The organism is Xanthomonas sp. LF06-19 (assembly GCF_034105425.1).
Lineage (GTDB): Bacteria > Pseudomonadota > Gammaproteobacteria > Xanthomonadales > Xanthomonadaceae > Xanthomonas_A > Xanthomonas_A sontii.
The window spans coordinates 245,810-265,506 of record NZ_JAXGGH010000006.1 but is presented as its reverse complement, the minus strand read 5'-3'; the positions used below and the strand labels follow the sequence as shown (position 1 = coordinate 265,506).

Annotated in this window: 17 protein-coding genes and 1 tRNA gene; 11 read left to right on the top strand and 7 right to left on the bottom strand. The window is 70.5% G+C overall.

The window, feature by feature from the left end:
• Positions 1–7: 7 nt before the first annotated feature.
• Complete coding sequence (locus SLW55_RS13885) at positions 8–334, bottom strand: YerC/YecD family TrpR-related protein (protein ID WP_152236964.1); 327 nt, start codon at positions 332–334, stop codon at positions 8–10.
• Between the two features lie 189 nt (positions 335–523).
• Between SLW55_RS13885 and SLW55_RS13880 the strand changes: the two genes are divergently transcribed.
• On the top strand, positions 524–1,774 hold the full coding sequence (locus SLW55_RS13880; RefSeq protein ID WP_320745300.1) for a hypothetical protein: 1,251 nt from the start codon (positions 524–526) through the stop codon (positions 1,772–1,774).
• 117 nt (positions 1,775–1,891) lie between these two features.
• On the opposite strand, the gene hisS is transcribed toward SLW55_RS13880, so the two are convergent.
• Entirely contained in the window at positions 1,892–3,292 is a 1,401-nt protein-coding gene (gene hisS, locus SLW55_RS13875) for a histidine--tRNA ligase (protein WP_267084351.1), read from the bottom strand.
• A gap of 111 nt (positions 3,293–3,403) precedes the next feature.
• Here hisS and SLW55_RS13870 point away from each other — a divergent pair, with 111 nt between their 5' ends.
• A complete protein-coding gene (locus SLW55_RS13870; RefSeq protein WP_017912245.1) occupies positions 3,404–4,159 on the top strand; it encodes a helix-turn-helix domain-containing protein in 756 nt (251 codons plus the stop codon).
• Positions 4,160–4,480: 321 nt separating this feature from the next.
• Complete coding sequence (locus SLW55_RS13865) at positions 4,481–4,777, top strand: hypothetical protein (RefSeq protein WP_320745299.1); 297 nt, start codon at positions 4,481–4,483, stop codon at positions 4,775–4,777.
• A gap of 37 nt (positions 4,778–4,814) precedes the next feature.
• Here the strand turns inward: SLW55_RS13865 and thrC are convergent, their stop codons facing one another.
• The 5 genes from thrC to SLW55_RS13840 form a co-directional block, all read right to left on the bottom strand.
• Positions 4,815–6,116: a threonine synthase gene (gene thrC, locus SLW55_RS13860; protein WP_152245463.1), complete on the bottom strand. Its 1,302-nt coding sequence runs from the start codon at positions 6,114–6,116 to the stop codon at positions 4,815–4,817.
• A gap of 899 nt (positions 6,117–7,015) precedes the next feature.
• Positions 7,016–7,969 carry a homoserine kinase gene (locus tag SLW55_RS13855; protein ID WP_320745298.1) on the bottom strand — a complete coding sequence of 318 codons (954 nt, stop codon included), beginning with the start codon at positions 7,967–7,969 and terminating at the stop codon, positions 7,016–7,018.
• Between the two features lie 11 nt (positions 7,970–7,980).
• Positions 7,981–10,425: a bifunctional aspartate kinase/homoserine dehydrogenase I gene (gene thrA / locus SLW55_RS13850; protein WP_295913439.1), complete on the bottom strand. Its 2,445-nt coding sequence runs from the start codon at positions 10,423–10,425 to the stop codon at positions 7,981–7,983.
• Between the two features lie 545 nt (positions 10,426–10,970).
• Positions 10,971–11,303, bottom strand: a complete 333-nt coding sequence (locus tag SLW55_RS13845; protein WP_226980490.1) for a hypothetical protein — start codon at positions 11,301–11,303, stop codon at positions 10,971–10,973.
• Between the two features lie 416 nt (positions 11,304–11,719).
• Positions 11,720–11,796, bottom strand: a tRNA-Arg gene (locus tag SLW55_RS13840).
• Positions 11,797–11,966: 170 nt separating this feature from the next.
• On the opposite strand from SLW55_RS13840, the gene SLW55_RS13835 reads away from it, so the two are divergent.
• From SLW55_RS13835 to SLW55_RS13800, 8 genes are all read left to right on the top strand, one after another.
• On the top strand, positions 11,967–13,499 hold the full coding sequence (locus tag SLW55_RS13835) for an aldehyde dehydrogenase family protein (protein ID WP_320745297.1): 1,533 nt from the start codon (positions 11,967–11,969) through the stop codon (positions 13,497–13,499).
• A 66-nt stretch (positions 13,500–13,565) separates the two neighbouring features.
• The gene (locus tag SLW55_RS13830; RefSeq protein WP_017913403.1) at positions 13,566–13,847 is read left to right on the top strand and encodes a DUF4190 domain-containing protein; all 282 of its coding nucleotides are present in this window, start codon (positions 13,566–13,568) and stop codon (positions 13,845–13,847) included.
• Positions 13,844–14,617 carry a class I SAM-dependent methyltransferase gene (locus tag SLW55_RS13825; RefSeq protein WP_267084346.1) on the top strand — a complete coding sequence of 258 codons (774 nt, stop codon included), beginning with the start codon at positions 13,844–13,846 and terminating at the stop codon, positions 14,615–14,617. Before SLW55_RS13830 ends, SLW55_RS13825 begins: the two co-directional genes overlap by 4 nt.
• Before the next feature lie 8 nt (positions 14,618–14,625).
• A complete protein-coding gene (locus SLW55_RS13820; protein ID WP_043091899.1) occupies positions 14,626–15,681 on the top strand; it encodes a quinone-dependent dihydroorotate dehydrogenase in 1,056 nt (351 codons plus the stop codon).
• The gene (gene murB / locus SLW55_RS13815) at positions 15,678–16,721 is read left to right on the top strand and encodes a UDP-N-acetylmuramate dehydrogenase (protein WP_152236846.1); all 1,044 of its coding nucleotides are present in this window, start codon (positions 15,678–15,680) and stop codon (positions 16,719–16,721) included. Before SLW55_RS13820 ends, murB begins: the two co-directional genes overlap by 4 nt.
• The gene (locus SLW55_RS13810) at positions 16,715–17,623 is read left to right on the top strand and encodes a DMT family transporter (protein WP_320745296.1); all 909 of its coding nucleotides are present in this window, start codon (positions 16,715–16,717) and stop codon (positions 17,621–17,623) included. The genes murB and SLW55_RS13810 overlap by 7 nt, the downstream gene beginning before the upstream one ends.
• Positions 17,624–17,753: 130 nt before the next feature.
• On the top strand, positions 17,754–18,443 hold the full coding sequence (locus tag SLW55_RS13805; RefSeq protein ID WP_152236848.1) for an aspartate/glutamate racemase family protein: 690 nt from the start codon (positions 17,754–17,756) through the stop codon (positions 18,441–18,443).
• Positions 18,444–18,445: 2 nt separating this feature from the next.
• Positions 18,446–19,603, top strand: coding sequence for a TPM domain-containing protein (locus SLW55_RS13800; RefSeq protein WP_043091897.1), 1,158 nt, complete (start codon positions 18,446–18,448; stop codon positions 19,601–19,603).
• Positions 19,604–19,697 lie beyond the last annotated feature (94 nt).

The window sequence follows — 19,697 nt, the reverse complement described above, 5'->3', positions numbered from 1 at the left end:
GGACATCTCAGTGGGAATCGGAGGGGCGCGCCGTCTGCCGGCGCAGCGCCGCGGCATAGCCGCCGGCGCCGTATTCCAGGGTCCGTGCGACACGGCCGATGGTGGTGACGCTGACCTGGGTCAGGTCGTGGATCTCGCGGTACGGCACGCCCTTGAGCAGCAGCGGCACCACCCGCCAGCGGTCCGCCATCGCCTCCAGCTCGGCCGGCGTGCACAGGTCCTGCAGGAACGCCGCCACTTCCTGCGGCTTGCCGAGCTGGGCCAGGGTGCGCGCCAACGCCTTGAACGAGGCGTCGCTGTCGCGGTCTGCTGCAGGGACGGGACGTTGTTTCATTGCGCTAATGTAATAGCACGCTATTACAAGGTCAAGTTTGCGCGGGCCGCGGCGACCTGGCGTTCAGCCTCCGGGCCATCCTGTTGCGCGCTCTGGCGCCCTGTGCGTTGCCGCGATCCGGCCTCACGCTGCGCGCAGACACCTCCCGCGGCGGATGGAAGGATCGCCCGGCGGCCGCTAGGATCGGCGATGACCGCCGCCGCTCTGGAGTACCGCATGCGCAATGCGTGTTTTGCCGCCCTTGTCCTGTGCATGGCGATGTCGGCAGCGGCGCAGCCGCCGCCGGCGCCTCCCGCCCAGGGGGCCGCAAACGCCGACACCGCGGCCACTGTGGAGCAACTGCCGATCCGCTCCAGCGCGCAGCTCGCCGCCTACCTGCGCGCCCATGCAGGCCAGCGCACGCCGCTGGACGCGCTCACGCCCGGCGCCCGCGAACGCTTCCTCGACGGTCTCGTGTTCGGCCGCAATGGCCTGGGTGGATTCGATACGCAGGACCTGCCGCAGCTGACCCGCACGCAGGGCCGGGCGCTGCTGGCGCTGTTCGGGGTCGAGCGCTACGCGGAAAGCTTGCCGCACTGGGCGACGCAACCGCGCGTCCACGAGCCCACCGCCGCGATCGGCGACCTGGAGCGTCGCTACAACGGCTACCACCGGAATCTGGACGGCCTCGGTCGCACTGGACGCGATCCCTGGCCCGCAGTGCGCAGCGCCCTGCCCGAAGCATTCGACCCCGCCGCCATCGCGCAATCGGACGCGACCACGCTGGATCTTCTGTATCGGGCCGTCGTCGCGACCTACGCGCTGCGCCCCACCCCGGCGGGGCTGGACACGCAACTGCAGGTGTTGGCGCAGTTGCGGCGCCGCGGCCAGGCCAGCGCGGCGCAGGTGGACGACGCCGGCAACGCGCTGCTGCTCGCGCATCGCGTGGAAGACGCACGGCGCCTGCTGGCCGATGGCGGCAGCGCCGACTGGCCGCATTGGCTGCGCTTCGAGGACCGCCTGGGCGCGGCGGCGCAGGGGCCGACGCTGTGGTCGCTGGAACCCGATGGGCGCACGCTGCACCGGCAGCGGATCGATCTGGGGCCACCTCAGATCCTGGTCACCGCCGGCTGCCATTTCGCCGCCGACGCAGCACGCGCCATCGCCGCCGATCCCGAACTGGGCCCGGCGTTCCGCCGCCATGCGCTGTGGCTGACCCTGCCGCCCGGCAACGAGGACATGGAGGCGCTGCGCGCCTGGAACCAGGCGCAGCCGCAGACGCCGCTGCATCCGCTCTACGACGTGGAGGAATGGCCCCTGTTGCCGCGCGAATGGCGCATGCCGACGTTCTTCCTGGTGCGCGACGGCAAGGTCGTCGCGCAAGTGCAGGGCTGGCCGGCGGACGATGGCGCGCAACGGCGTGCGCTCAAGGCGATGCTGCAGGGTGCGGGCCTGCTGTAGTTAGCGTTTTTGGGATCGGCCGTGGCCGGGGTTACCGGCCGTGCCGGTCGCGGCTGAAGCCGCTCCCACGAAGATCTCGCACAGCGCGGCGGCCGTTGCCGGCCGCCGCCGCCAGACTCAGGCCATCACCTTGGCCTGCTCCAGCTCCACCTGCAGCGTGCTGGCCAGTTCGTCGCGGGCGATCTCGAACTGCTGCTCGCGCAGCAGGTCCTTGACCGCGACCACCCCGCGCGCCAGCTCGTCGTCGCCGGCCAGCACCACAAAGCGGATGCCGGCACGGGCCGCGTACTGGAACTGCTTGCCGATCTTCTTCGGCTCCATCTGCACTTCGGTGTTGATGCCGCCGGCGCGCAGGCGCCGCGCGATGTCCAGCGCGTCGTCCAGCTTGGCTTCGTCCATCAGCGCCACCATGGCCTGCACGCTGCTGGAGGCGATGCCGTCGATCAGGCCGGCCTCGCGCAACTGCCAGAACAGCCGGGTCAGGCCGATGGAGATGCCCACGCCGGGCAGCTTGGATTTGCTGTAGTGGCTGGCCAGATCCTCGTAGCGGCCGCCCGAGCAGATCGAGCCGATCTGCGGGTAGTCGGTCAGCAAGGTCTCGTAGACGGTGCCGGTGTAATAGTCCAGGCCGCGGGCGATGGAGAAATTGAGGCAGTACGCGGTCTCAGGCACGCCCAGCGCCTTGACCAGGGCCAGCACCTCGCGCAGTTCGACCACGCCCTCGCGCAGGGTCGCACTGGACGCCGCATCGGCCTCAAGCGCCTGCAGCCGCGCCAACGCGTCGTCGTGGCCGCTGGAGCGGACCGCGACGAAGTCGAGGATGCGCTGCACCTGCTCGGCAGGAATGCCGAAGCCTTCGCCGGTGAGCGTCTCGCGCACGTAGTCGGCGCCGCGCTTGTCCAGCTTGTCAACCTCGCGCAGCACCGCGAGCTGGCGCTCGCCCTCGGCCACGCCCAGGCTCTCGAAGAAACCGCGCATCAGCTTGCGGTTGTTCAACTGCACCGCGAAATCGCCGATGCCCAGCTCGGCGAACACCGCGTGGATCACCGCCAGCACCTCGGCGTCGTAACGGATGCTCAGCGCGTCCTTGCCGATCACGTCGATGTCGCACTGGTAGAACTCGCGGAAGCGGCCACGCTGGGCGCGTTCGCCGCGGTACACGCGCTGCATCTGGTAGCGCCGGAACGGGAAGCTCAGCTCGTGTTCGTGCTCGGCCACGTAGCGGGCCAGCGGCACGGTCAGGTCGAAGCGCAGCGCCAGTTCCGGCAGCCCGCCCTCGCCGCCCTCGGCCGCGGCATTGGCCAGCGCACCGGTGGACTGCACGAAGTACACTTGGCGCTCGGTCTCGCCGCCGGACTTGGTCAGCAGCACGTCGGACAGCTCGAACACCGGCGTCTCCACCGGCAGGAACCCGAACCGCTCGTAATTGCGGCGGATGACGTCCAGCATGCGCTGGAACGCGATCTGCTCGCGTGGCAGCAATTCCATGATGCCGGGCGGCGTACGGGGCTTGATCACGTGCGGAACTCCTGCGATTCGGGGGCGAGCGGGACGCCAATTCTAGCCGCACCGGCCACGCGCGGCCGCATCGGCGTATCATTCGCCTGTGCCGAAGCCGCTGCCCCGCCCATGAACAGGCCTCCTTCCGGATTCGCCCTGCCCTACGCCGACGCGTCCGCCCCGCGCGAACCGCGCGGCAACGAGTGCCTGCATTGCGCGGTCCGCCACCTGGCGATCTGCTCGGCGCTGGCCTGCGACGAGGTGCAGGCGCTGGAACGGGCCACGACCTCGCTGCACTACGCCGCCGGCGCCACTCTGGCGCGCACCGGCGAGGCACGACAGGCGGTCTACACCGTCACCGCCGGCGCGCTGCGCCTGGTCCGCACCCTTGCCGACGGACGCCGCCAGGTGGCCGGTTTCGTCCTGCCCGGCGACTACGTCGGCCTGAGCGAATCGGCCAGGCACCGCCACGATATCGAAGCCATCGCCGACAGCCGGGTGTGCCGGGTGCCGGTGGCGCAGATGCAGCAGTTGCGCACGCAGTTCCCGCACCTGGAGCGCAAGCTGCTGCAACGCGCCTGCCTGGAGCTGGATGCGGCGCAGGACGCGGCGCTGTCGTTGGCGCGGCTGCAGCCGGCCGAGAAACTGGCCGACTTCCTGCTCAAGCTGGCGGCCCGCGCGGCGCGCCAGGGCGATGCTGGCAACAAGGTGGTGCTGCCGATGGGCCGCGGCGACATCGCCGACCATCTCGGCCTGACCATGGAGACGGTCAGCCGTACCTTCACCAAGCTGCGCCAGCAGGGCCTGATCGCGCTGCCGCAACTGCACGTGGTGGAGATTCGCGACTTCGCCGCACTGCACCGGCTGGCGTCGGACGAAGACTGAGCGGACCGGCGTGGCGATTTTTTCGCCACGCCGATCCAGGCACCGACGCCATGCGGTGCCTGGCCACTTATCCACAGGATTCCAGAGCAACGCTCCACATCGCGTGTGGACAACCGTGCAGCGCCCGCCCGCCGGCGGCCAACCGATCACCGGTTTGCTGCCGCGTGCAGCACTGCCGCACCGCCAGCTCTGAACGCTTCAGCCGGCCATCGCGGCGGCGACGCCCGACCGGCATACACTGCGTGCGCAACACACCTGCGGCGCCGCCGCGGTGCCGGTGGGGGGACCACTCGGAGGGCCAACACGGCCGTCGCCATCGAGATGCAACACGCCTCGCGCGCCTGCGTGATGCTGGACCGCGAGCGCGAACTGGAGTTCTGGAAGGCGCATTACGCACACAGCCCCTTCCATCAGCCCGGTTACACGTTCCACGACTACGAGCCGGCGCTGAAGCTGGCCTACGATGCCTACCTCAAGTACCACGGCCAGCGCGTGGAAGAGGTGGTCGCGCAACTGCGCGACGTGTTCCTGCGCGACCACCCGCGCTCGCGCCTGGACTGGCTGCAGGTCCGCGGCATCGTCCTGGCCGCCTGGCAGCGGTTGCAGCCGTCCGACTGAGCCGTCGGGCGCGCTCGCGCGCCCCGGCCTGCGCTGCTCAGCCGGCCAGCAGCCGCGCGCGCAGCGCCGCGTAGTCCGGCGCGATCGGCTCGGCCTGCGCGGGCCGCTGCAGCAGCGCCGCCAAGGCCGGCGGCACCGCCACCGGCTGGCCGATCAGCGGCTCCACCACCCCTTCGAACTTGGCCGGATGCGCGGTGGCCGCCACCGCCCAATCGCCGGCGTCGGCCTCCGCGCCTTCGGCGCGCAGTTGCTGCAGCACGTGCAGCGCGGTGGCGGTGTGCGGGCAATGCACCTCGCCGTAGCGGCGGAAGCGCTCGCCGATGGTCTGGCGGATCTGCGCATCGTCCACCGAGTACGCCTGGAACTGGGTGCGCAGCGTGGCGTCGTCGCCCTGGTAGAGCCAGCGCAGGCGCTCGACATTGCTCGGCGCGCCGACGTCCATCGCATTGGCCAGGGTCGCCACGCTGGGCTGCGGCGCGTAGTCGGCGCCGGCGAAGAAGTCCGGCAGCACGCGGTTGGCATTGGTCGCCAGCACGATCCGGCCCAGCGGCACGCCCAGCGCCCGCGCCAGGATCGCGGCCAGCGCATTGCCCAGGTTGCCGGTGGGCACCACCAAATTCAGCGGCTGCGCATGCGCGGCATGGTGCTGCAGGGCTGCATGCGCGTAGTAGCTCATCTGCGGCAGCAAGCGCCCCAGGCTGATGCTGTTGGCCGAACTCAACGGCGCCTGCGCTTGCAGGTCGGCGTCGTTCAGGGCCTGCTTGACCAGCGCCTGGCAATCGTCGAACGAGCCGGCCACGCGCAGCGCCTGGATGTTGTCGCCAAAGCACCCGAGTTGATGCGCCTGCCGTGGCGACACGCGCCCGTCCGGATACAGCACCACCACGCGCAGCCCGGGCTGGCGATGGAACGCGGCCGCGACCGCGGCACCGGTATCGCCGGAGGTGGCGACGAGGATGGTCAACGGCGTTTCCGCACCCCGCCGCAGCCGGGTCAGACAGGCGGCCAGGAAGCGCGCGCCGAAGTCCTTGAACGCGGCGGTCGGCCCATGGAACAACTCCAGCGCGTGGTCGCCGGGCGTTGCCAGCGGCTGCAGCGGCGCGGCGAAGTCGAAGGCCTCCGCGCAGATGGCCGGCAGGTCCGCAGCCAGAGCGTCGCCATCGAAGAACGGCGCCAGCAGGTCCGCGGCGGTCTCGGCGAGGCTGGCACCGGCGCGCAGGTCGCGGGCGGCGGGCAGGCGCTCGGGGACGTACAGGCCGCCATCGGGGGCGAGCCCGGCGGCGATGGCCTGGCTGAGCGAAACGGCGGGAGCGGCGTTACGGGTGGAGATGAAGTTCATGGTGGTTCCGTTAACGGGGGGAATTCGATCGCACTGTCTTTCTTAGCTATTGCTGTTGCTGTTGCTGTTGCTTCGGACGTTGCTTTGGCTTCGGACGTTGCTTTGGCTTTGGCTCTGGCTGTTGCTCTGGCTTTGGCTGTTGCTGTTTTGCTTCACCCGGGGTCCCCTCGGCGCGGCAGCCACGGCGGGCGAATACCCGAAGGGCGACGCGCAGGATGCGCGTCGTTTTTCGCCGGCACATGGGTGAGCCGGACAAAGGCGAAGCACTGCTTCGCCCCGGCGAACGGGCTGGCGCCGTGAGGCGCCTGCCCCGGGCTTGGCCGCGTAGCGGACAAGTGCCGTCGAAAAATGCCCGTCGTGGCTGCGGACCCGGAGCGCGTTAGCGCGGAGGGCGCGCTGCGGGGTGTGCTTTCTTTTGGTTACTTTTCTTTGCACAAGCAAAGAAAAGTGACTCGCCGCTAGGCGAAGGCCTTTGCTGTTGCTTTCAAGCTTCCAACCGCAGCAACGACAACAGCAGAAGCAAAGGCTTTCGCCCTTGCGGGCGAGTTACTTTTCTTTGCTCGCGCAAAGAAAAGGTAACCAAAAGAAAGCGCGCCCTGCCTCGCGCCCTCCGCGCTGCGCGCTCCGGGTCCGCGTCCATCCCGGGGATCCGCGGAAGGGGCATCCTGCCCCTGCCGCGGACGGCGTACATCCATGTACGCCGCCCTTCGGGTTTTTCCCCGCGATGGCCGCCGCTTCGGAAGGGAACCCGGTACGGCAACAGCAACAGCAAAGCAAAAGCAAAAGCAACGATTAGAGCGACAGCGACAGCGACAACAAAAGCAAATTCGAAATCGGCAACAGCAACGACATTAGCAACAGCAACAGCGGCGCGGACAACGCACCGCTCCAATAAGTGGCTACAGCAACGCCGCGCCCGGACACTGCAACGGCGACACCCAGTGCTGGCTATCGAAACCAGCGTCCGCGAAGGCCGCCTGAACCGCCGGCGCCGCGGCCTCCGCCTCGACGCGGCTGGCGAACCAGGCGAACACACTCGGACCAGCGCCGGAAATGCCCGCACCCATCGCCCCCGCCGCCAGCGCCGCCGCCTTGGCCGCGTCGAAGCCGACGATCAGCGGCGCGCGCCGCGGCTCGATCAGCACGTCGCGGAGGCCGGCGCGCACCAGCGCCTCGTCGCCGGCATGGCAACCCGCCAGCACCAACGCCAGGTTCGCGCTCTGCGCGACGAACTCGCCGAGCCGGTACTCGCCGGCGAGCGCTGCGCGCGCGTGGCGCGTCTCCAGCGTCGCGTCTGGGTGCACCAGCAGGCTGTGCCAGCCGCTCGGCACCGGGACCGGCAGCAGCCGCTCCAGGGTCGACAACACCAGCCCGCCCAGCAGCATCGGGCCGAGGTTGTCGCCGTGGCGGCTGCCGCTGGCCACCGCCTCGCCGTCCAGCGCGTAGCGATACAGTGCATCGCGCGACAGCGGCGCGGCAAGCAAGGCATTGGCCGCCACCAGCGCGGCCACGCACGACGCGGCCGAGCCGCCCATGCCGGAGCTGAGCGGGATGCCCTTGTCGATCTCCAGTTCGAAGCCGAACGGCAGCGCCAGCGCCTCGCGCAGCGACATCAACGCGGCACCGGCGGTGTTGCGTGCGGCCTCCAAGGGCAAGGCCACGGTGGTGCCACGGATCGCGGCGATACGCACCTCCGGCGCGTCGATACGGCGCACCGTCACCGTGTCACCGACACCTTCCACCGCATAGCCCAGCAGGTCGAATCCCACCGCCACGTTGGCCACCGAGGCCGGCGCGAACGCGCTTGCCTGCGTCGGCAGCGCGGCCGGGCCTGCGGCGCTCTCTGCCAGCATCTGCATCCGGCTCACAGGCGCGCGCCCTCGCCCGCCGCGACCCGCAGCAGGTCGGCGAACACGCCGGCGGCGGTCACTTCCGGGCCGGCGCCCGGCCCCTGCACCACCAGCGGATTGTTGCAGTAGCGGCGGGTGGTGAACTGCACCACGTTGTCGGTCAGACGCAGATTGGCGAAGGCATGGTCGGCCGGCAGTTCCACCAGGCCCACGCTGGGTGCATGGCCCGGCGCCAGCCGCGCCACGTAGCGCAGCACGCAGCCGCGCGCCCTGGCCGCCTGCAGGCGCTGCGCGAACACCGCATCGACCTCGTGCAGGCGCGCCATGAAATCGTCCACGCTGGCCTGGCGCAACGCTTCCGGCACCAGGCTTTCCACCGCCACGTCCTCCAGGCTCAGCTCGTGCCCGGCCTCGCGCGCCAGGATCACCAGCTTGCGCGCCACGTCGGTGCCGGACAGGTCGTCGCGCGGGTCCGGCTCGGTGTAGCCCATGCCGCGCGCCTCGGCCACCAGTTGCGCGAACGGCAAGCTGCCGTCGTACTTGTTGAACAGCCAAGCCAGAGTGCCGGAGAAGATGCCTTCGATCGCGGTAACGGCGTCGCCGGTATCGACCAGGTCGCGCAAGGTAGTGATCACCGGCAGGCCGGCACCGACCGTGGCTTCGTAGCGGAAGCGCGCGCCGCTGGCGGCGGCCGCGGCGCGGATGGCGTGGAAGCGCGGCAGTGGCCCGGCGCCGGCCTGTTTGTTCGGCGTGACCACGTGAATGCCGGCGGCCAGCCAGCCGGCGTAGCGGTCGGCGACGTCGGCGCTGCCGCTGCAGTCGATGATCACCGCATGCGGCAGATGCGCCGACAGCAGGTGCGCGGTGAACGCGTCCAGGTCGGTCGGCTGCTGGCCGGCGGCCAGCGCCTGCCGCCAGTCGCCGGCGAAGGCGCGCGGCTCCAGGCACATCGTGCTGCGCGAGGCCACCGCGCGCAGGCGCAGGTCGAGGTTGGCCTTGGCCAGCAGTTGCGGCTGCGCGGCGCGCAACTGGTCCAGCAGCGCCGCACCGACGTTGCCCGGCCCGATCACGCCGACCGAGAAGGTCTGCGGCGACAGCCAGAAGCCGGCATGCGCGGCGCGCAGCGCCTTGGTCGCGTGCGCGCTGTCGATGGCCACCGAGATGTTGCGCTCGGACGAACCCTGCGCGATCGCCAGGATGTTGACCTGCGCGCGGCCCAGCGATTCGAACAGGCGCGCGGCCACGCCGGGCTGCCCGGTCATGCCGTCGCCGACCGCGGCCAGCACGCTGATGCCGGTGGTCAGCTGCACGCGCTGCACCTGGCCCACCACCAGTTCGTGGGCGAACGCGGAGAGCACCGCGTCGCGCGCGCGTTCGGCCTCGTTCTGCCGCACCACGCAGCAGATGGAATGTTCGGACGACCCCTGCGAGATCATCACCACCGACACCCGCGCGTTGCGCAGTGCGGCGAACACGCGCTCGGCGGTGCCGGGCACGCCGATCAGGCCGGTGCCTTCCAGGTTGAGCACGGCCAGGTCCGGGCTCAGCGTCAGCCCCTTGATCGGGCCGCTGGTGGCGCTGCTGGCGGTGATGCGGGTGCCCGGGTGCTCGGGCTGGAAGGTGTTGCGGATGATGATCGGCAGGCCGCGCTCGATCGCCGGCGACATGGTTTGCGGGTGCACCACCTTGGCGCCGAAATAGGCCAGTTCGCAGGCTTCGTCGTAGCTGAGCGTTTCCAGTTGCACCGCTTCGGGCACGACCCGCGGGTCCGCCGAAAGCACGCCGTCGACGTCGGTCCAGATGTGCAGCTCGGCGGCGTCGAACAGCGCGGCGAAGATCGCGCCGGAGTAGTCGCTGCCGTTGCGGCCGAGGGTGGTGATGCGGCCGGCGCGGTCGCGGGCGACGAAGCCGGTGACCACGATGCGCGGCTGCGGGTGCTCCGCGCGCCATTGCGCCAGGCGCTGCGCGCTGGCGGACCAGTCCACGTCCACGCCCAGTTCGCCGCGGTCGACCACCAAGACCTCGCGCGCATCCAGCACCGCGCACTCCTCGCCCAGCGCACGCAGGTGGTCGCCCAGCAACTGCGCCGAGTACACCTCGCCCAACCCCTGCACGCGGTCCAGCACTTCCCGCGGTAGTTCGCCGATCACCGCCAGCGCGGCGAGGATCTCGGCCAGGTGCTCGAAGCGCGCGTCCAGCCATTCGACCGTGGCACCGGCATGTTCGCCGAGCAAGGCCACTGCGGCGGCGCGATGGCGGGCACGGGTCTCGTGCCAGCGCTCGCGCCAGTCGCCGTGGCCGCGCGCGGCCAGTTCGGCCAGGCCGATCAACGCATCGGTGACGCCCTTCATCGCCGAGACGACGGTGACCTGGAGACGTTCCGGGCGCGCCAACAGCAGTTGCGCGACATGACGGTAGCGTTCGGCATCGGCCACCGAGGTGCCGCCGAACTTGTGCACGACAGTGGCGGCGGCGAGCGCGGGATCGACGGCGGAATCAGGCGAAGCGGCGACAGCAGGAGCGACGGCGGGGGGCGACATGGAAGACCTCGGAGTGGAGGCCCCGCTCGCATCAGGCTGAGGGATTCCCCCGCATCCTGATCCGGGTGCGGGGCCGTGGTGTTCGACGATCAGACGAAGACGACGGGCCGCACCGGGCGAATGGTGAGGGTGGTAATACCGGTGGTAATGCCCGCAGCAGCGCCCGCCGCGTGCCGAAGCGAGCGCGGAAGCGAGATGGCGATAGGGGCGAAGACCAGAGGCATGGACGCAAGAGGACATCATGCGCCGGGGCGCTGTCAAGCGCCGCGTGTGCGACCGCAGCATCGGCGCTGCGGCCCTGGCAAACGGTTGCAAAAGTGACTATCGCGCCAAGCCAGGAAACACCACGTTAAGGCCACCAAGCAGGGTGCGCCGGGCGACACGCAACGCCGTCCAAGCAGGCCTGCGCGATCGGCGCGCAGGGAACGCGCGACGCCGCCGGCGCCGCGCGTTTTGCGCAACCCTTACTGCTGCTTCTGATCGGTCGGCGGCGGCTGCTGCGGATCCGGGTTGGCAGGATCCTGGGGGGTAGTCGGGCTGGTCGGAGACGTCGTGGTCGGCGGTACGCCCTGCGACGCGTCCTGGCCCTGCATCGTGCCCTGCCCGGTCGCGGTGCCGCTGGCATCGCCGCTGGTGGTGCCAGCCGGGGCGGTGCTGCCGCCTGCCGGGCTGCCGTCGGCCGCTGCGGGCGGGTTGGCCGCATTCGGATCGGTGGCCGGTTGGTCGCCGTCGCGCTTGCAAGCCGCAAGCGCAGCCAGCATCGAACCGACCAGGACCATCTTCATTGCTGTTTTCATCTGTGACTCCTGCTTCGCATAGGGGTGGGAATCGCTGCGGGCGTGCCGGCAAGCCGGCGATCACGCCAGGCCCGAGGCGATCAGGACCGCCGATGCGCGGCGGCGATCGTCCCGCCGCACGGAGTTGCGGTCGGGACGCTTGTGGCGGACGTGGCGGAGGCGACTCCGTCCTCGTCGTCCATCGGCACTGCAATAAGTAGAGTTCGCGGCGCGAATCGCCGCCAAGCGCAGTGGCCGACGGACGCAGCCTACGCAGGACGATGCTCAGGCCGCGTCGGTACAAGGTGTAGAGGACGTTATTGCAGACAGATCGGACACCGCGCGACTCACCATCGCGGCCGCTGCTCAGGATGCATGGGCAGGCAACGCGATGGCCGCTGGCGGCGCCGCGGCCGCGGCGGACGGCATGCACGAAATGGTGACCCCGGCGCGATTCGAACGCACGACCTGTCCCTTAGGAGGGGACCGCTCTATCCAGCTGAGCTACGGGGCCATTGGCCTGGCGGGGATTCTACGGCATTGCCCACGCGTTTTTTGCGCTCGCCAGCCGCCCCCGCCAGCGGCGGCGGCCGGATGCGTCCGGTCTGCTAAAATTGCCGGCTGCGCGTCCCGCGTCCCCCGCCTGCGGTCGCCTTCCCTGTCGCAACGAACCCAGGAGATTCCATGTCCGCTGACCTGCTCAAGGCGCTCGGCCTCGCCGCCACCAACTCCGGCACCTATCTCGGCAATGGCGAGTGGTCCAGCGCCACCGGCGCCGGCGTGCTGCAGCCGCTCAACCCGTCGAGCAACGACATCATCGCCGACGTCCAGGCCACCACCGAGCAGGACTACGAAACGGTGATCGCCCGCGCCCAGGCCGCGTTCAAGGTCTGGCGCACCACCCCGGCGCCGCGCCGCGGCGAAGCGGTGCGGCTGTGCGGCGAAGCGCTGCGCAAGCACAAGGACGCACTGGGCTCGCTGGTCGCGCTGGAAATGGGCAAGAGCAAGCCGGAAGGCGACGGCGAAGTGCAGGAGATGATCGACATCGCCGACTTCGCGGTCGGCCAGAGCCGCATGCTATACGGCTACACCCTGCATTCGGAGCGCCCCGGCCACCGCATGTACGAGCAGTACCAGCCGCTGGGCCTGGTCGGCATCATCAGCGCGTTCAACTTCCCGGTCGCGGTGTGGAGCTGGAACGCGTTCCTGGCGGCGATCTGCGGCGACATCTGCATCTGGAAGCCGTCCAACAAGACCCCGCTGACCGCGATCGCGTCGATGAAGATCTGCAACGAGGCGCTGCGCGACGCCGGTTTCCCGGACATCTTCTTCCTGATCAACGACGCCGGCGTGGCCCTGTCCGAGCGCCTGGTCGAAGACACCCGCATCCCGCTGATCAGCTTCACCGGCTCCACCCAGGTCGGCCGCGTCGTCGCCGAGAAGTGCGCGCGCCGGCTGGGCCGCTGCCTGCTGGAGCTGGGCGGCAACAACGCGATCATCCTCGACGAGAGCGCCGACCTGAAGCTGGCGGTGCCCGGCATCGTGTTCGGCGCCGTCGGCACCGCCGGCCAGCGCTGCACCACCACGCGCCGGCTGATCGTGCACGAATCGATCTACGACACCGTGCTGGCCACCCTGGTCAAGGCCTACAAGCAGGTCGAAGGCAAGATCGGCAATCCCACCGACCCGGCCAACCTGATGGGCCCGCTGAACAGCCGCGGCGCGGTCGAGCAGTTCCTGGACTCGATCGCCAAGGCCAAGGCCGCCGGCGGCACCATCGAGACCGGCGGCACCGCGCTGGACCGCCCGGGCAACTTCGTGCTGCCGGCCATCGTCACCGGCCTGAAGAACAGCGATGAAGTGGTCCAGCACGAAACCTTCGCGCCGATCCTGTACGTGATGAAGTACAGCACCCTGGACGAGGCCATCGACATGCAGAACGGCGTGCCGCAGGGCCTCTCCTCGTCGATCTTCACCCAGAACCTGAAGGCGGCGGAGAAGTTCCTGTCCGCGGCCGGCAGCGACTGCGGCATCGCCAACGTCAACATCGGCACCTCCGGCGCCGAGATCGGCGGCGCCTTCGGCGGCGAGAAGGACACCGGCGGCGGCCGCGAATCCGGTTCGGACGCGTGGAAGGTGTACATGCGCCGGCAGACCAACACGATCAACTACTCCGATTCGCTGCCGCTGGCGCAGGGCATCAAGTTCGATCTGTAACGCGGCGAACGCGGCGGCCCGCACCCTGCGGCCGCCGCCCCTTTCCTTCTGCAAGGAGCGACAGCGATGAGTCAGGTGCGCGAGACCAATTCCCTGGCGGTGGTCAGCCTGGTCGCCGGGATCCTCGGCTGGACCCTGATGCCGGTACTGGGCAGCCTCGGCGCGATCATCACCGGGCATCTGGCCCGGGCGGAGATCCGCCGCCAGCCGCAGCGCTTCCAGGGCGATGGCCTGGCGGTGGGCGGGCTGATCCTGGGCTGGGCAGCGGTGGTGCTGGCCGTGCTGGCGGTACTGGCCTTCGTGCTGTTCTTCGGCGGGCTGGCCTGGTTCGCCAGCACCCAGTCGTGAGCCGGGACGCCGCCGCGCCGCGGGAACGCTTCAGCGACCGCGTCGCCGATTACGTGCGCTACCGCCCCAGCTATCCGGCGGCGCTGCTGGACTGGGTGCACGGCGAGCTGGGCGTGGCGCACGATGCGCTGGTCGCCGACATCGGCGCCGGCACCGGCATTTCCACGCGCCTGTTCCTGCAGGCCGGGCATCCGACCCTGGCCGTGGAGCCGAACGCGGCGATGCGCGAGGCCGCAGTGGCGCTGCTGCGGGACTTGCCGGGCTTCCGCGCCATCGACGGCAGCGCCGAGGCCACCACCCTGGCCGATGCCAGCGTCGACCTGGTCAGCGCCGCGCAGGCCTTCCACTGGTTCGACCTGGAGGCGGTGCGTCGCGAATGGGCACGCGTGCTGCGTCCGGGCGGGTTGGCGCTGGTGTACTGGAACTCGCGCCTGCTCGACGCCACGCCGTTCCTGGAAGACTACGAGCAGTTGCTGCTGGAGTACGGCACCGACTACAGCGCGGTGGCCGAGCGCTACCACGACGATGCCACCATGCAGCGCTGGTTCGGCGCCGGCCTGCGCGGCACCGCGCAGTTCCCCAACGCGCAGCGCATGGATTTCGAGGCGCTGCGCGGACGCCTGCTGTCCTCCTCCTACGCGCCGCTGCCCGGCCACCCGCAGCATGCGCCGATGCTGGACGCGTTGCGCGCGCTGTTCGACCGGCACCAGCGCGACGGCGTCGTCGCGTTCCACTACCGCACCCGCGCCTTCGCCGGGACGCTGAACTGAGCCACGCCATGTACTCCCTCGCCCGACCGTTCCTGTTCGCCTTCGACGCCGAGCGCGCGCATGCCCTGGGCCTGCGCGCGATCGAGCTGGCCTACCGCACCGGCACCAATCCGCTGCTGGCGCGCACGATCGCGCCGATGCCCACGCGCGCCTTCGGTCTGGACTTCCCCAACCCGGTCGGGCTGGCTGCGGGCCTGGACAAGAACGGCGAGCACATCGACGCGTTGCTGGCGCTGGGCTTCGGCTTCGTCGAGATCGGCACGGTCACCCCGCGCGCGCAGGCCGGCAATCCGCAGCCGCGCATGTTCCGGCTGCCGCGGCAGCAGGCGGTGATCAATCGCATGGGCTTCAACAACCTGGGCGTGGACGCGCTGGTGCGCAACGTCGAGCGCGCGCGGCGCCGGCGCGGCCTGCTCGGCATCAACATCGGCAAGAACAAGGACACCCCGAACGAGGACGCCGCGTCCGACTACCTGCATTGCCTGGAAAAGGTCTATGCGCTGTCCGACTACGTCACCGTCAACATCTCCTCGCCCAACACCGCCGGCCTGCGCGAGCTGCAGGAGGAACAGGCGCTGCGGCAGCTGATCGCGCGCCTGCGCGAGGCGCAGGAAGCGCTGGCGGCGCGCCACGGCAAGCGCGTGCCGATGCTGGTCAAGGTGGCGCCGGACCTGAGCGACAGCGACATCGACGCGGCGGCGCGGGTGCTGTCGGACCTGCAGGTGGACGGGGTGATCGCCACCAATACCACCGTCGCCCGCCCCGGCCTGGAACACGAACCGCTGGGTGGCGAAAGCGGCGGCCTGTCCGGCGCGCCGCTGCTGGGCCAGTCCACCCTGGTGCTGCGCCGGCTGCGCGCGCGCCTGCCCGAGAGCATCCCGCTGATCGGCGTCGGCGGCATCCTCTCCGGTGCCGACGCGGTGGCGAAGATGGCCGCCGGCGCGGCCCTGGTGCAGTGCTACAGCGGGCTGGTGTTCCGCGGGCCGGAACTGATCGGCGAGTGCGTGGAGGCGATGCGCCGGCGCCGCGAAGCGCCCAGCCGCGGGGACGTGGTCGTCCCATGAGCACGACGGCCTGGTCGCTCACCGCGCAGGCGCCGCTGCAGGCGCTCAACACCTTCCACGTCGCCGCGCAGGCGCCGTGGCTGCTGCAGATCTTCGCGCCCGAGGCGCTGCCCGAGGCGCTGCTGGCGCCGGAGCTGGCCGGCGCCGCGCTGCTGCCGCTGGGCAGCGGCAGCAACATGCTGTTCGCCGGCGATGCGCCGGGCGTGGTGCTGTGCTTCGCCAACCGCAGCATCGACACCCTGGAGCACCGCGCCGACTACGCCATCGTCCGCGCCGGCGCCGGCGTGGGCTGGCACGAGCTGGTGATGTGGTCGCTGGCGCAAGGCCTGTCCGGCCTGGAGAACCTGGCGCTGATCCCCGGCACGGTCGGCGCCGCGCCGATCCAGAACATCGGCGCCTACGGCGCGCAGATGGGCGAGTTCGTGCACGTGGTCGAGGCCTACGACCGCGCCGACGCGCGCTTCGTGCGGCTGGACGCGGCCGCCTGCGAGTTCGGCTACCGCGACAGCCTGTTCAAGCGCCAGCCCGACCGCTACCTGATCGCCGCGGTGGAGTTCAACCTGCCGCGGCTGCACGCGCTGCGCCTGGACTACGCCGGCATCGGCGAGGAACTGCAGGCGATGGGCATCGCCACGCCCAGTGCGCCGGACGTGGCCCAGGCGGTGATCAACATCCGCCGGCGCAAGCTGCCCGACCCGGACGTGCTCGGCAACGCCGGCAGCTTCTTCAAGAACCCGCTGCTGCCGCTGGAACAGGCGCTGGCGCTGCAACACGAACACCCGGCGTTGCCGGTGTTTCCTGGCGACGACGACAGCCAGCGCAAGCTGTCGGCGGCGTGGCTGATCGAGGCCTGCGGCTGGAAAGGCTACCGCGACGGCGATGCCGGCGTGTCCGCCGCGCACGCGCTGGTGCTGGTCAACCACGGCCAGGCCAGCGGTGCCGAGCTGCTGGGACTGGCGCGGCGCATCACCGCTTCGGTGAGCGAGCGCTTCGGCGTCATCCTGGAGCCGGAGCCGCGCATCGTCGGCGCACAGTGGTAGCCGCGCCCACGCCGCTGCGCGCGGCGCTGCTGATGCTGGCCAGTACGATGGCCTTCGGGCTGATGGTCGTCGCGATCCGGTTGGCCTCGGCGCAGCTGTCCACGTTGCAGATCGCGCTCTTCCGCAACCTGTTCGGCCTGCTGTTCCTGTTGCCGATGCTGCTGCGCCCGGGCCGGCCATGGCCGCGCACCGCGCAACTGCCGCGTTACCTGCTGCGCACCGCGATCGGCCTGGTGTCGATGCTGGCCGGGTTCTGGGCGATCGGACATCTGCCGCTGTCGCAGGCGATCGCGCTGTCCTACTCCACCCCGCTGTTCGCGACCCTGGCCGCCGCCCTGTGGCTGGGCGAGACGGTGCGCCTGCGGCGCTGGCTGGCGGTACTGTGCGGCTTCGTCGGGGTGCTGCTGATCGTGCGCCCCGGCGCCGCCGCGTTAAGCCCCGGCACCCTGGTGGCGGTACTGGCCGCGGTGATGAGCGCCCTGGTCGCGATCCAGATCAAGCAACTGGCGCGGGTCGACGCCGCCAACACGGTGGTGTTCTACACCTATGCGTTCTGGGTGCCGATGTCGCTGCTGCCGGCGCTGTTCGTGTGGCGCTGGCCGCACGGCATCGACTGGCTGTGGCTGCTGGCCACCGGCCTGTTCGGCACCCTCGGCCAGTTGCTGTGGACGCATGCGCTGCGCCTCGGCGAGGTCTCCGCACTGACCCCGATCAGCTTCACCCAGCTGCCGCTGGTGGCGCTGTTCGGCTGGTGGCTGTTCGACGAGACGCCGGACGGCGGCACCGTGCTGGGCGCGCTGGTGATCCTCGGCGCCAACGCCTACATCGCCCACCGCGAGGCGGTGCTGGCACGGCGTGCGGCGCGCGCCGGTGCCGGCACGCCGCCGCCCCTGGACGCCTAGCGGTGCGCGTGACGCCGCGTCGCGCCGCGGCGTCCCGACGATCGCCGACACAGGCACAGCGCGCGGTCGCCGCACGCGGCCGATGCCGCTACCATCCTCGCGCACTCGACACGGCGGCAAGCGACGCACGATGAAGACGATCGGCATGATCGGCGGCATGAGCTGGGAATCCACCCTGCCCTACTACCGGCACATCAACGAGACGGTGCGCGCACAGTTGGGCGGACTGCACTCGGCCAAGCTGCTGCTGCACAGCGTGGACTTCCACGAGATCGCGCAGTACCAGCGCGACGGCGACTGGAATGCGGCCGGGGCCGCACTGGCGGCCTCGGCGCGCGCGCTGCAGGCCGGCGGCGCCGATTTCCTGGTGCTGTGCACCAACACCATGCACTGCGTCGCCGACGCGATCGCCGCCGCGGTCCCGTTGCCGCTGCTGCACATCGCCGATGCCACCGCCGATGCGTTGCAGGCCGCCGGCATCGTCCGCGTCGGCCTGCTCGGCACGCGCTTCACCATGGAGCAGGCGTTCTACCGCGAACGGCTGCAACGGCGCGGCTTCGACGTGCTGATCCCGGATGCGCCGGCGCGCGAGGCCGTGCACCGCATCATCTACGAGGAACTGTGCCAGGGCGTGGTGCAGGCGCCGTCGCGGCTGCGCTACCGCGAGGTGATCGCAGGGCTGCAGGCGCAAGGCGCGGAGGCGGTGATCCTGGGCTGCACCGAGATCGGATTGCTGGTCGGCCCTGCCGACGCGGCGGTGCCGCTGTTCGATACGACCGCGCTGCACGCGCGTGCCGCCGCCCTGTACAGCCTGGCCTAGCGATGCGCAGCCAGGCCGCACATGCCGCCGCCAGCGTTCCGCGCGGCTGGACGCCGTTCCGACTGAGCGCCCTGCTGGTGCTGGCGTTGCTGCTGTGGCCGGTACTCGGCCGCTGCGCCGTCGCCATTCCGCCCTACACGCCGAACGTGGTCGACCCCGCCGGCACCCTCAGTGCGGACGACACCCAGCGGATCAACGCGGCACTGCAGCGCCTGCGCGAGCGCCAGCACATCTGGGGCGCGGTCTACATCGTGCCGTCGCTGCAGGACGAACCGATCGAGCGCCTGGCCGAGCGCGCCTTCCGCAGCTGGAGGCTCGGCCGGCAAGGCAGCGACAACGGCCTGCTGCTGGTGCTGGCGATGCAGGACCGGCGTTCGCGCTTCGAAGTCGGCTACGGCCTGGAGGGTGCGCTGCCCGACGTGGTCGCCCGGCACGCGCTGGACGATTACCTGGCGCCGCGCCTGCGCCAGGGCGACACCGCCGACGCGATCGTCGCCGCGTTCGACTTCATGGGCCGCGCCGCCGCGCAGGATCCCGCCGCCGTCGCCGAACTGGCGCAAGCGGCCGACGACGGCATGCACTGGCAGCGCGGCGCCATCGCCTGGGCGGGCCTGCTGGTGCTGGTGTGGCTGCTGCTGCCGCTGCGCCAGGCCTGGACCGGCTATCTGCGCAGGCGTCTGCTGCGGCGGCATCCGCGCCTGTCGGACAAGCCCGAGGAACTGGTCCAGGACACCGCGCGCGGCGGTTTCTGGGCATGGTTCATCCGCCTGTTCCTGAGCGCCAACCCCGGCATCTTCGTGGTGCTGCTGTCGGCCAGGTCGATGACGATGACGGTGATCTTCCTGGCGCTGGAACTGCTGATCCTGGTGTTGACCCTGGCCATCGCCGCGCAGCGCTACCGCTCGCCGCAGCGCTACAGCCGCTTCCTGCAGGCGCTCACACGGCGGCGCAATGCGCTGATCCGCAAGGGCCATATCGCCGAGACCGCGCCCGGCGTGTTCGCATACACCGCCAGCTACCATGCCGCTCAAGCCGCCAGGGAACGCGCCGCGGCCGAGTCCGCGGCATCGTCCTCATCCTCGTCGTCCTCCAGTTCCAGCAGCGACTCCTCCTCCGGCGGCGGCAGCTCCGGCGGCGGCGGCGCCAGTTCGAGCTGGTAGCGGGAGACTGCAGCGAACGCTCGAACAACATCAGCAGAGGAAATACTTTTCCCGTTTTACAAATATGTAGTGGGCCGCTTTGCACTTACATAAA